Origin of the sequence: Enterovibrio litoreus (assembly GCF_045679545.1) — a bacterium.
Lineage (GTDB): Bacteria > Pseudomonadota > Gammaproteobacteria > Enterobacterales > Vibrionaceae > Enterovibrio.
In genome coordinates, this window is the sequence record NZ_CP166194.1 from 3,302,748 (window position 1) to 3,314,979 (window position 12,232).

Consider the following 12,232-nt stretch of genomic DNA (forward strand, 5'->3'; position numbering starts at 1 on the left):
GTCAAGGCTTGCCCTGTAAGGCTTTTCTACCTTGAACGTCCCAGAAATCCTATTCTAACGGGGCATGACGTCAGTCGCACCTGTCTAATCCACTTTTGGATCACAAGCGAACAAAAAAGCAGCAATTATCCCTTTTTCACCACCTTTCTCTGTGTGGGCTTTTGACTCCCCAAACATCAAATGACTAAAAATGCGACATCATTCAATTTCTATTCATTCGTGACATGATAAATTTATCAGGATCGTATCTCTCTTGGAGCAATCCAAGACTTGCCGATATCGGCTGGGCTGGCACTTATGTTGTCAGCCTTTTCTTTTTCTCGCGTTTACCTCCCCCACCGCCAAGCCTTACTTGCACAAGTAACTATTCAAAAGCGCTGACTCTCTGTGTTTTGAGACGGAAAATGTTCGATATCGCGCATACACTGAACGAATAATGAGCGAACGCACATTTTGATGCGTAAAGACTTCACGAAAATAGTTTCGCCACTAAAGTAGGCGCTGTGGAACAGACGAAAAATGTCGCCATAAACGCTGGCATCCAAAAACAAATAATGACGCAATATCAATCCAGCAATAGCCAGCCGCACTATGCTTTTGAAAAGGAAGAAGAGGACGCACCATGAGCACCGAACAAAAATACGTTGTCGCGTTAGATCAGGGAACCACCAGTTCTCGCGCAGTGATCCTTGACCACGACGCCAATATTGTCACGGTCGCCCAACGTGAATTCCCCCAGATTTATCCTCAGTCCGGCTGGGTTGAGCACGACCCATTGGAAATTTATGCCAGCCAAAGCTCCACCTTGGTAGAAGTATTGGCTAAAGCCGGGATTCGCTCTGATCAAGTCGCCGCAATTGGTATCACTAACCAGCGTGAAACTACCGTGGTGTGGAATCGTCATACGGGTAAACCCATTTACAACGCCATTGTTTGGCAGTGCCGTCGCACCGCGCCCATTTGTGAGCAATTGAAAGCGGACGGCTTCGAAGAATACGTCAAAGAAAACACCGGCCTTGTGGTTGACCCCTATTTCTCTGGCACCAAAATAAAATGGATTCTGGATCATGTCGAAGGAGCACACGAACTTGCGGCGAAAGGCGATCTCTTGTTCGGCACGATTGATACTTGGCTTATTTGGAAAATGACCCAAGGGCGCGTTCACGTTACCGATTACACCAACGCTAGCCGCACCATGCTGTTTAACATTAATACCCTTGAATGGGATGACACCATGCTCAAAGCACTTGGTATCCCTGCGTGCATGATGCCAGAGGTAAAACCCTCTTCTACGGTATATGGCGAAACCAACATTGGGGGTAAAGGCGGTACGCGGATCCCCATCGCAGGTATTGCAGGGGATCAGCAAGCGGCCCTGTTTGGCCACATGTGCGTCGAAGCAGGCCAAGCCAAGAATACCTATGGCACAGGCTGCTTTTTGCTAATGAATACAGGCAAAGAAAAAGTTTCTTCCCAAAATGGCTTGCTGACCACATTGGCGTGCGGCCCTAAAGGCGAAGTGGCTTACGCACTAGAAGGCGCAGTGTTCATGGGCGGCGCATCGATTCAATGGCTGCGCGATGAAATGCATCTGATCAAAGATGCCAAAGATTCCGAATATTTCGCTACCAAGGTAGATACCAGTAATGGCGTGTATGTCGTCCCTGCCTTTACTGGTCTTGGCGCCCCTCATTGGGACCCTTACGCACGCGGTACAATTGTCGGTATCTCGCGTGGTGTCAACGCCAACCACATTATCCGAGCCACATTGGAAGGCATTGCCTATCAATCGCTGGACGTTATCACTGCGATGCAAGCAGACTCAGGCATCAAACTCAATTTTCTCAAAGTGGATGGTGGTGCCGTTGCCAACAACTTTTTGATGCAGTTCCAATCGGATGTCCTCAACACCGAAGTGCATCGCCCTAAGGTGACTGAAGTGACCGCATTGGGCTCTGCCTATTTAGCGGGTCTCGCCGTCGGTTTCTGGAGCAGCATTGATGAGCTAAAGAACAAAGCGGAAATCGACCGATGCTTTAGCCCGAGTGCTGATGATGGAAAACGAAGCCGCCGCCACCGTGGCTGGCAGCGCGCCATTGAGTGCGCAAAGGGATGGGCTGTTGACTGACCTTCAAACCGGTTTAACCTACTGACTATTCATTTAAAAAGGGGCGTGCCCCTTTTTTTTCGTCTCAAAAACGCAAACGTTTCCTATTTGCTTATGGTAAAATCCGCGCCGAGTTTTTTCGCTATCAGACAAGGGCGCTGGTAGCTTTTGATTCCACAAAATAATGACACTGGAGATCGGATGAAACGCGATTTAGCAATGGCTTTTTCACGCGTCACAGAGGGCGCGGCACTGGCGGGTTACAAGTGGCTTGGCCGCGGTGACAAGAACGCAGCAGACGGTGCAGCAGTAGAAGTAATGCGTATTCTTCTGAACAAAACCGAGATTGAAGGTGAAATTGTTATTGGTGAAGGCGAAATCGACGATGCGCCGATGCTGTTCATTGGTGAAAAAGTGGGTTTGGGCGGCGATGCAGTAGATATCGCTGTTGACCCGATCGAAGGCACGCGCATGACCGCAATGGGTCAGTCAAATGCACTGGCCGTGCTAGCCGCTGCCGAGAAAGGCAGCTTCCTAAAAGCACCTGACATGTACATGGAAAAATTGTGTGTGGGCCCAGATGCAAAAGGTGTGATTAACCTTGAACTCCCGCTGCGCGACAACCTGATCAACGTCGCTAACGCTCTGGGAAAATCCCTGGATGAACTCGTTGTCACCACACTCGCAAAACCACGCCATGATGACACCATCCGCGAAATGCAAGAAATGGGCGTGCGCGTATTCGCGATCCCTGATGGCGACGTTGCAGCTTCCATTCTAACTTGTATGCCCGACAGCGAAGTTGACCTCATGTACGGCATTGGCGGCGCGCCTGAAGGGGTGGTTTCAGCTGCCGTTATCCGTGCTTTGGGTGGTGACATGAATGGTCGCCTTCTGCCGCGTCATGAAGTGAAAGAAGACAATGAAGATAACCGCCGCATGGGCGAAATTGAAACTGCTCGCTGCAAAGAAATGGGCATTGAAACCAACATCTGTCTGAGCATGTCTGACATGGCCAGCAGCGACAATGTTATCTTCTCGGCAACCGGCATCACCAAAGGCGATCTATTGGAAGGCATCACCCGTAAAGGGAATATCGCCACCACAGAAACCCTGCTGATTCGTGGTAAGTGCCGCACCATTCGTCGCATCAAGTCTATCCACTACATGGATCGCAAAGACGACGCAGTCAAAGCACTTATTCTGTAACGCCGCATAGTGAGTGACCGTTCACTGTCACGCACACTTGATACAGAAAAAGCACGCCTCGGCGTGCTTTTTTAATGGTCGTCATTTTCCCTTGGTACAGCAAATCGAGCACCGTGAATCAGGGTGACGCTGCCACCTTGGCGGCTTTCTTATTCGGTGTTTTTTTAAACAAGGCTAACAGTGGGATCAACACAATATAAGAGACCATGATAAAGCCAAACGAGTAAACAAACGCCAGCAAGGTCGATTGCTGATGCAACAATTGTGTCACTGACACGATAAAACTCGGGTCCGTCACCGTTGTGCCTTGCGACGCGGCAAGTTGCTGTACAACAGGGTTATCCGGCGTCACACCACCTCCTAGCGCATGCCACTCTTTTTGCTGAATTTGGCTGAAATAGGTATTCACAATAGAAATCCCAAACGAGCCACCGAGTGTCCGGCAAAGGTTAAATACCACCGCGCCTCCCACCGCTTGATTTGGCGCCAATGTCGCATACGCCAATTGGCTAAGTGGTGCAAACACCAGTCCCATTCCTGCGCCCTGCACGATACTCGGCATCAACACCCAAAACATATCTATGTCTAGGGAGTAATGCATCATCATGAAGCTACCCATGGCGTTTAGCGTTAGCCCAACTACAATCAGCATACGCGGATCTAGCCGATCGATGATGCGTGAGATCGACAACAATACAATGGCGGATGCTAACCCTCGTGGCGCCATCATAAAGCCGGTGGTTTCCACTGGATAATTCAACAATTGCTCTAACATCATAGGCTGAAGTTGAACAATACCAAACATGCCCATCGAGAACCCTGTCATCACGATGCATGACAGCGCAAGGTTGCGATCTTTGAGCAGCCACATTGGGGCAATGTCTCCTTTGGTCCGAAAAGAACGAATCAAAAAGAACACCCAAGCTAGCACCGAAATGATCGTCGCAAACAAAATGGTATTGGAGGCAAACCAGTCATCTTGATTTCCCCGTTCCAGAACCATTTGTAGCAGCCCGATCCCCAGTGCCATTCCAAACACCAGCGGCCAATCAACGGTTGCCTTGCCTCGGCCATCAAGGTTCACAAAGAAATATAGCAATGATAAACAGAGAAAACCGACGGGCACATTGACGTAAAAGATCCAACGCCAATCCATATTCTCCGTAATAAAACCGCCAACAGTCGGCCCGAGAATAGGCCCAAGCAATACCCCTACAGAAAACAGTGCCATCGCCTTGCCACGCTCTTCCTTGGGGTAGATTTGCACCATGATGGATTGAGACAAAGGGATCACCGACGCACCAAACGCACCCTGCATGATGCGAAATGTCACCATTTCAGTCAGTGTATCTGCCTGCCCACACAGTGCTGACGTTGTCATGAAGCCCGCCACAGAAACCAATAATAATTTTCTCACCCCAAATTTGAGACTCAAATAGCTGGCAATCGGGATGCATATGGCTTCCGCCATAGAATAAGACGTCAGCACCCAGGTCACCTGCTCAGAAGTCACCCCTAATGCTCCCATCATGTGAGGTAGCGAGACATTCGCGATCGTCATGTCGAGCAGCACCATAATGGCTGACAACATCACAGCCAAAGTCACCATGGTCCGAGGCGTACCTGCAGGCATCGCCGCCGTCACGGGTGATTCACTATCGCTACTGCTTGTCATCAGCCTTCGCCTTAACGAGCGTATTGATAGTTACCGTTGCGCTGGCACCGACACGCAATGGTTTCGAATCTCCCGACGCCTTAATGGCTAAACGAACCGGAAAACGCTGAGGCACTTTCACCCAGTTACCCGTGGCATTTTCTGGCGGCAACAACGAGAACGAGGAACCACTAGCCGGCGAGATAGCCTGAACAACACCACTAAACGTGGTATCTGAATACATATCGAGAACCACATTGGCCGCCATCCCCGCTGCAATATTGCCAATGTCGTCTTCTTTGTAATTTGCCTCAACCCAAAACGAATTGTCTTCAATCAAGGGCATTAATGCCTGACCCGGCGCAACCACGCTTCCCGGTCTCACATTCACATCTCCCAACGTGCCCGACGTCGGAGCGATGATAGCGGTGTAAGAGAGGTTTAACGACGCCTCAGACAAGGCCGCCGCCGCCTGTCTAACCGCAGGCGCTTCTGTGCCTGACGCGCCCTGCTCGCTGATGAGCTGAGACATTCTTGCCCGCGCCACATCGAGATTATTCTTTGCCGCTGCAAGCTCTGCCTTCAAGTCACTACCTTCTTGAGCGGGTAGCAGCCCCTTATCCACCAGCGCCATGTTGCGGCGATACTTGGCTTGCACATCAAGCAACTGCGCCGACGCCGCACGAATTTGCGCGCTTGCCCCCACAATCGCATCACTCGTCGCCTTATTCGCTGCCGTTGCATTTTCATAAGCAGCTTGCGCTTGCTCCACGCGTGCTCGATACGCCGAAGGGTCGATTCTTGCGATCACAGCACCTTGGTCGACATGCTGGAAATCGTAAACATTCACGTCAGTTAGCTGACCGCTTATCTGTGGAGCGATATAAAGAATGTTGCCATGAACATACGCATCGTCAGTACTCGGATACTGATCTTGATGGCGAACATAAAAATACGCTGCAACCACCAGCACCGCCACACCACCAACAAGGATCATGACATTACGAAAAGGAAAACCGCGTTTTTCAGCCATGAGACCTCCCAACAAATAGACGCGCAAAGATGACTCATGTCGATCGAGTCAGACAGGAAGAGTCTAGTAACCAGATTCACGCTTTGTGGTCTCATGCGAAAAACATCGTTACGTTTATTCACCCAGTTTTAGTGTTGTGACAGTCCATCTCGTTTTAATGACATTTCTTACCCACACTGTTCAATCAGATACAGTCACACCTAAGCAGAAAGTCGCTCAGCACAATAACTAAGTAAAGATATTGCTTTATTTAGCAAGCTCACTTCATAATGGACGTATAGAAGAAAGATGAGAGCACGATGAAAACAGTCGATAAAATCCTGCACAAGATAAAACGCGAAGGGGCCATCAGCGCCCGCGTATTGGCGGATGAAATGAACATGACCACCATGGGCATACGCCAACATCTGCAAACCATGGAAGATGACGGTTTGTTGGATTTCAGTGATGTTCGCGTCAAAGTTGGCCGTCCGACCCGCCATTGGTCCCTGACCGCAGAGGGGCATCGCCGCTTTGCAGACAGTCACGGCGATTTGGCTATTTCAGTGATTGAGTCCGTCGAAAGCCTATTTGGTGAAGCGGGACTTTCACAAGTCATCCAGCAACGTGAAGAAAAGACGTTGCAGCAATACCGCGACGCGCTCAAAGATTGCCATAATTTAAAGGCTAAACTTGAAACCTTGGCGTATCTTAGAGAGAAAGAAGGTTACATGGCAGAGCTTCATGAAACCGAAACAGGCTTCCTGCTTATCGAGAACCATTGCCCTATTTGTCAGGCTGCCAAACGATGTCCAGCTCTGTGTAAATCAGAAAAGCAGATCTTTAAAGCAGTGCTCGGTGACGACTATAACGTCACACGAGACGAACACATCATTGAAGGGCAACGCCGCTGCACCTATCACGTTCAACCCAAAAGCATGCAGGCGTCATCCAAATAATTATTTGCCGAGGGAGTGCGTATGGCGACTTGGATCAAAGCGGAAGTGATTGAAAATCGACGCTGGAACAAAGACCTCTTCAGCCTGACGCTGGACGCCGACGTTGCGCCTTTTGTGGCGGGACAGTTTGCCAAGCTTGGGCTAGAAATTGACGGTAAGTTGATTCAACGTGCTTATTCCTACGTTAACCCGCCCAGCAGCAAGTATCTCGAAGTTTATGCCACACGAGTGGCAGATGGATTACTTTCTCCTCGCTTGCATGCGCTCGAAGCGGGCGACACTGTCATGATCACCAAAGATGCCACCGGCTTTTTTACGCTGGAAGAAATCCCTCAAAGCGAACATTTGTGGATGATCTCGACAGGCACAGCACTTGGCCCCTTCCTTTCTATTTTGCAAGAAGAAGACGTGTGGCAACGGTTTCGCAAAGTGGTCTTGATACACGCAGTGCGCTTTTCTGCTGACCTGAGTTATCAGGCAGAAATCAATGAACTGAAGAAAAAGCATAGCGACCAAATTCTTGTTCAACCCTTCGTGAGCAGAGAACCTAAAGCAGGCGCCCTATCCGGTCGTATTACCCACGCCCTAGAAGATGGCATGCTTGAGCGCGTTGTCGGTTTGCCGCTCACACCGGAAAAAAGCCAGATCATGTTGTGTGGCAACCCTCAGATGGTGAAAGACGTGCGCGCACTGCTCGAACTGAAAGGGCTAGAGAAAAACTTGCGCCGCAAACCCGGTCATATCACCACCGAGCAATACTGGTAAAACCTCAGATCAGGGGCAAAATGCCCCATTTCACCTGTTTCAATCATTTCGCGTAACTTTTACACCTACATCTCAAATGTGAGACCGCAAGATACCGCACGCTGTGTTTTCCCTCGCTATCAAACAATTATCTGTATCAAACACAAAGCACACCTTGACGCACAACCACCACCGTCTCACTTATGAATCAATAGTGTGATTGAACGCTCGTTTTTTAACCGTATAGTCAAAGGCAAGTCATGCGCAGCCACAAGGAGTAATGCCATGAAAACCATGCCTTCATTTGACGAATTAAAAGCGTTAGCGGAATCCGACCCGCAGGCGCTGGAAGCGCTAAGAATTGAAATGAGTGAAGAGATCATCGACAGCGCGAGTGATGCCATGCAACCCAAGTTGCGTGCTCAGATGAGCCATATCAACCGTGTGATTGCGTCGGGGAAAAATCCTAACCATGTTAACGCGTTATTGATGAAAGAGTTGATGCGTCAGTTTGATCGCTTCTCAACGGCTGTCAATAACCCTTCAGCTTTAACTGAGCGAAACGCAACCGTCACTACATTGCACCCAAAGCGCAACAGAGAAACTGTCGCCGTGGAAGGCTAACTCAGTTTTTGAGCGGTGCCTGGAACAGCCACCGCTTCCTTTTTTATTCTGATGCCACGCGATCATTCGCGTACTTGTTTTGCGTACCAACGTCTATCCATATCGCGCACATCCACGGTTAAACTCGCCACATCCGCACCGTGTTGCTTAAGCACATCAAGAAATGCATGGCTCAAATTGTGCTTTTGTTTTTCATCGCGTCCATCAAGCAGCCATAACGTCACATGAATGAAGTTTTCTTGATTGTCTGACTCGCCAATCAGCCATTCATGGCTGGCATACGCCCGCGATTTCACGTCGATAGCGCTGAACACGCCACTACCAATGGCGGTTTGATGCAGATCTTCCAACAACTGACCGATATTCACACGCTCTGAAACCGGATCGCTGTACTCCATGACAATGTGAGGCATAACTTGCTCCTTGTTACGATTTTGAGCCACTTTACCGCAGCATTTCAGACGATTGTTACTAAGATGAGGAATTCTGACCTCAGATCACACCTTGTCATCAACCGCATTTCACACCAATCCGAAAATTTATAACGAAAATTTGTTACTCAAAGGTTCACATTTTGGCTTAAAACGAGTACAAACGATGGCATTTATGATTTTGAGCAGGAAATGATGACGGCTCTGCTGCTATCGTTCCCAGCAATTGATTTTGATAATTGGATTACGGAGAAATTCCTATGCGCCGTCCACTAGTAATGGGTAACTGGAAACTTAACGGTAACAAAGCTATGGTCGCTGACCTGATCAAAGGCCTTGACGCTGAACTTAACGGTGTAGAAGGCGTTGATGTCGCTATCGCGCCACCTGTTATGTACTTGGATCTGGCAGAGCAACTGCTAGGCAAAGCAGAAAGCAAAATCATTCTGGGTGCACAGAACGTTGACGTTAACCTAAGCGGCGCGTTCACGGGTGATATCTCTCCAGCAATGCTGAAAGATTTCGGTGCGACTCACATCATCATCGGTCACTCAGAGCGTCGTGAATACCACGAAGAATCTGACGAGTTCGTTGCTAAGAAATTTGCTTTCCTAAAAGAAAACGGCCTAGTTCCTGTTCTTTGTATTGGTGAGTCAGAAGCACAAAACGAAGCAGGCGAAACCGTTGCAGTATGTGCACGCCAACTAGACGCAGTGATCAACACCCAAGGCGTTGAAGCGCTTAACGGTGCCGTTATCGCATACGAACCAATCTGGGCAATCGGCACAGGTAAAGCAGCAACAGCAGAAGATGCACAACGCATTCACGCAGAGATCCGTGCTCACATCGCAGCGAAAAGCGAAGACGTGGCGAAGAACGTTGTGATTCAATACGGCGGCTCTGTTAAGCCTGAGAACGCTGAAGCTTACTTCGCACAACCAGACATCGACGGTGCATTGGTTGGCGGTGCAGCACTAGACGCAGTTAGCTTCGCAGCGATTGCAAAAGCAGCAGCAAAAGCAAAAAACTAATTTGCTCCAATGATCGCCACAAAATGGTGAATCACTGATGCAGAAAAGGAGAAGCCACGGCTTCTCCTTTTTTTGTTTCTTTATCCTCGCAAGTCAGCCCGCTATACTGCTTTTTTCTTCGACGCGCGGTCACTGAACATCATGTTCCATATTGTCCTTCACGAACCTCAAATCGCCCCTAACACCGGCAACATTATCCGTTTGGCGGCGAACACTGGCTGCACACTCCATTTGATTGAGCCACTTGGGTTTGATTTTGAAGAGAAAAACCTGCGCCGCGCGGGGCTTGATTACCACGACCTCACAAATGTCACTCGCTATCCTAGCTATCAAGCCTTTCTCGACAATATGCAGGCCAGCAATGCGGGCGAACTTCGTATTTTCGCCTGTACCACCAAAGGCAGTCGCCCACATTCAGACGCCACCTATCAAGCTGGTGATATATTCTTGTTTGGATCTGAGACTCGTGGTCTGCCTGATGAGATCCGCAATGCATTCTCACCCGAACACCGCATTCGTGTACCCATGATGCCCGACTGCCGCAGCCTCAATTTAGCGAACTCCGTTTCTATCATCTGCTACGAAGCATGGCGTCAGTTAGGCTTTCATGGCGGGATTTAAAAGCATAAAAAAAGCAGGCAAGCCTGCTTTTTTATTTCACTTCAGATCTAATAGTCCGTGATTACGCGGCAGATGCAGCACCAACCGATTTCGCCAAATCGCGTGCTATCTGATTTAATCGGTCTGTCGCGCTAAGCAACACTTCAACTTCCGATGCGCTTTGTGCCGCCATTTCACTAATTTTATTTACGTTTTTATTGATTTCCTCAACCACGCCGCTTTGTTCTTCCGCCGCACTCGCCACCAGTAAATTCATGTCAGTCACTTGTGTGGTCGCTTCACTTGCATGCGACAGTAACTCAGAAGACTGCTTGGACAGCGACAAGGTTTCATCGCCCATTTCACAGCTTTTCTGCATGGTTTCAACGGCTTCTTTCGTCACACTACTCAGTTGCGCAATCATGGTTTCAATTTCTGACGTTGAGTCATGGGTGCGTTGTGCCAAGCTACGCACTTCATCTGCCACCACAGCAAACCCGCGACCTTGCTCACCAGCGCGCGCTGCCTCAATCGCAGCATTGAGCGCCAACAGATTGGTTTGCTCTGCGATGCCTTTAATAACATCCAGGACCGATGTAATGTTTCCGCTGTTTTTTTCAAGCTCGGTCAAGGCGACGCTACTTTGATTTAGGCTCTCAATCAATGCATTGGTCTGCCTCATTGACTCGCCATTGATCCGCATGCTTTGTGAAGATTGCTGAGATGCACTTTCTGTGGCGGCTTGTGTTTGAGAGGCGTTGTTGGCAATTTCTTGCGCAGTCGCCGACATCTCATTCACTGCCGTCGCCACCTGCATGATCTCGCCGCTTTGTGCATCAGAGTTGCCTTTCACAGCTTGAGCCGCCGAATTTAAAGTTTGTACTGCTTCCCCAACTTCTGATGCGACTTTTGCTAACATGGCATTGGTGCTCTTTCGCGTGCCTTCCATGTTGCGCTGCAGCTCTCCAATAATACCGGGCTCATCAATCACCCCCACTTGGCTGAAATCGCCCGCAGCTTGTGTCGCCAAAGATGCTGACACTTTATTGAGCCCTTGGTAAATTCTGTTCAGGATGATTCGCGAGAGGGTAACAGCGATAACCGCCGCCAACACAGCCGCACCAATCACAACCACCTCAAGGACCTTTGCTTCTTTTTCTATCCCCGCGACAGCCTCTTCAGTAAAACTTTCTATCGTTTTTAGTAATCTGTCGACTTGTTGACTGGTTTCTATTCCCTCTAAACCAATCTTAATATCAAGCGTTTCTGCAAGTCGAAAATCCCCAGCTTCAAGCGCAGAAAAAAGCTCATTAGCATGCTTGCTCCACAGAGAATATTGCGATGATATTTGAATATGTTTTTCTTTAGCAGAGGCAAGCGTCCCCTGAAGCTCGCCACTCGCTTCACTTTCTGCAGAAGCCAGTAACTGCTCAAAGCCCCGCAAATCAGCGACCACTTTCTTTGCCATTTCATCAAAGGATGAACGCGTTTCTTGGTAGCCCTTTAATGCTTGGGCATCTGTACGGGCCTCTATAGCAAATCGGTATGCTCGGTTATAAAGGATACGCTGTTCGAGCTGATGCTCCATCATACTGCTCAGCGCCGACATCATCGGAATGTCACGATGTGCGACTTCATTGACATGCTCTTCCGTGGCCACCAACTTGACAAAAACAAACGCTGCAACAATGAGTTGAATACCACAAATCAGCGCAACAAACATTGTCAAACGCTGCTTTATGGTCATTGATGATGTCATAACTAAACTCTCCTTCAACATCGCAAAACGCAATGCGATTCAACCAAGTAAGGTGTGCCAACATCCCGCACCTGTAAAAAAGTTTAGTACAAAGCTCTAAAA

The 12,232-nt window shown here is 49.0% G+C and carries 11 protein-coding genes; 7 read left to right on the forward strand and 4 right to left on the reverse strand.

The genetic code is table 11. The features are described 5' to 3' along the window. Positions 1-622 precede the first annotated feature (622 nt). Positions 623-2,128, forward strand: coding sequence for a glycerol kinase GlpK (gene glpK / locus AB8599_RS14795; RefSeq protein WP_407331625.1), 1,506 nt, complete (start codon positions 623-625; stop codon positions 2,126-2,128). 180 nt (positions 2,129-2,308) lie between these two features. Beyond that, positions 2,309-3,316 carry a class II fructose-bisphosphatase gene (gene glpX, locus AB8599_RS14800; protein ID WP_407331626.1) on the forward strand — a complete coding sequence of 336 codons (1,008 nt, stop codon included), beginning with the start codon at positions 2,309-2,311 and terminating at the stop codon, positions 3,314-3,316. Between the two features lie 118 nt (positions 3,317-3,434). Here glpX and AB8599_RS14805 read toward each other — a convergent pair whose 3' ends face one another. Further along, positions 3,435-4,925, reverse strand: a complete 1,491-nt coding sequence (locus AB8599_RS14805; RefSeq protein ID WP_407333240.1) for a DHA2 family efflux MFS transporter permease subunit — start codon at positions 4,923-4,925, stop codon at positions 3,435-3,437. A gap of 52 nt (positions 4,926-4,977) precedes the next feature. Further along, the gene (locus AB8599_RS14810; protein ID WP_407331627.1) at positions 4,978-6,003 is read right to left on the reverse strand and encodes an HlyD family secretion protein; all 1,026 of its coding nucleotides are present in this window, start codon (positions 6,001-6,003) and stop codon (positions 4,978-4,980) included. A gap of 299 nt (positions 6,004-6,302) precedes the next feature. Between AB8599_RS14810 and AB8599_RS14815 the strand changes: the two genes are divergently transcribed. The 3 genes from AB8599_RS14815 (at position 6,303) to AB8599_RS14825 (ending at position 8,309) form a co-directional block, all read left to right on the forward strand. After that, complete coding sequence (locus AB8599_RS14815; protein ID WP_407331628.1) at positions 6,303-6,941, forward strand: helix-turn-helix transcriptional regulator; 639 nt, start codon at positions 6,303-6,305, stop codon at positions 6,939-6,941. 21 nt (positions 6,942-6,962) lie between these two features. Continuing rightward, positions 6,963-7,706 carry a ferredoxin--NADP reductase gene (locus AB8599_RS14820; RefSeq protein WP_407331629.1) on the forward strand — a complete coding sequence of 248 codons (744 nt, stop codon included), beginning with the start codon at positions 6,963-6,965 and terminating at the stop codon, positions 7,704-7,706. A gap of 264 nt (positions 7,707-7,970) precedes the next feature. Then, positions 7,971-8,309, forward strand: coding sequence for a DUF3135 domain-containing protein (locus AB8599_RS14825; RefSeq protein WP_407331630.1), 339 nt, complete (start codon positions 7,971-7,973; stop codon positions 8,307-8,309). A 62-nt stretch (positions 8,310-8,371) separates the two neighbouring features. On the opposite strand, the gene AB8599_RS14830 is transcribed toward AB8599_RS14825, so the two are convergent. Then, positions 8,372-8,722, reverse strand: a complete 351-nt coding sequence (locus tag AB8599_RS14830) for a 5-carboxymethyl-2-hydroxymuconate Delta-isomerase (RefSeq protein WP_407331631.1) — start codon at positions 8,720-8,722, stop codon at positions 8,372-8,374. Positions 8,723-9,000: 278 nt separating this feature from the next. On the opposite strand from AB8599_RS14830, the gene tpiA reads away from it, so the two are divergent. Next, positions 9,001-9,771, forward strand: a complete 771-nt coding sequence (gene tpiA, locus AB8599_RS14835) for a triose-phosphate isomerase (protein ID WP_407331632.1) — start codon at positions 9,001-9,003, stop codon at positions 9,769-9,771. A 141-nt stretch (positions 9,772-9,912) separates the two neighbouring features. Then, on the forward strand, positions 9,913-10,392 hold the full coding sequence (locus tag AB8599_RS14840) for a tRNA (cytidine(34)-2'-O)-methyltransferase (protein WP_407331633.1): 480 nt from the start codon (positions 9,913-9,915) through the stop codon (positions 10,390-10,392). A gap of 61 nt (positions 10,393-10,453) precedes the next feature. On the opposite strand, the gene AB8599_RS14845 is transcribed toward AB8599_RS14840, so the two are convergent. After that, positions 10,454-12,130, reverse strand: coding sequence for a methyl-accepting chemotaxis protein (locus AB8599_RS14845; RefSeq protein WP_407331634.1), 1,677 nt, complete (start codon positions 12,128-12,130; stop codon positions 10,454-10,456). Positions 12,131-12,232: the final 102 nt, after the last annotated feature.

Bases quoted from the DNA above. Each gene is read 5' to 3' on its own strand.
- glpK (WP_407331625.1), top strand. From the start codon at position 623: ATGAGCACCGAACAAAAATACGTTGTCGCGTTAGATCAGGGAACCACC.
- glpX (WP_407331626.1), top strand. From the start codon at position 2,309: ATGAAACGCGATTTAGCAATGGCTTTTTCACGCGTCACAGAGGGCGCG.
- AB8599_RS14805 (WP_407333240.1), bottom strand. From the start codon at position 4,925: ATGGTGACTTTGGCTGTGATGTTGTCAGCCATTATGGTGCTGCTCGAC.
- AB8599_RS14810 (WP_407331627.1), bottom strand. From the start codon at position 6,003: ATGGCTGAAAAACGCGGTTTTCCTTTTCGTAATGTCATGATCCTTGTT.
- AB8599_RS14815 (WP_407331628.1), top strand. From the start codon at position 6,303: ATGAAAACAGTCGATAAAATCCTGCACAAGATAAAACGCGAAGGGGCC.
- AB8599_RS14820 (WP_407331629.1), top strand. From the start codon at position 6,963: ATGGCGACTTGGATCAAAGCGGAAGTGATTGAAAATCGACGCTGGAAC.
- AB8599_RS14825 (WP_407331630.1), top strand. From the start codon at position 7,971: ATGAAAACCATGCCTTCATTTGACGAATTAAAAGCGTTAGCGGAATCC.
- AB8599_RS14830 (WP_407331631.1), bottom strand. From the start codon at position 8,722: ATGCCTCACATTGTCATGGAGTACAGCGATCCGGTTTCAGAGCGTGTG.
- tpiA (WP_407331632.1), top strand. From the start codon at position 9,001: ATGCGCCGTCCACTAGTAATGGGTAACTGGAAACTTAACGGTAACAAA.
- AB8599_RS14840 (WP_407331633.1), top strand. From the start codon at position 9,913: ATGTTCCATATTGTCCTTCACGAACCTCAAATCGCCCCTAACACCGGC.
- AB8599_RS14845 (WP_407331634.1), bottom strand. From the start codon at position 12,130: ATGACATCATCAATGACCATAAAGCAGCGTTTGACAATGTTTGTTGCG.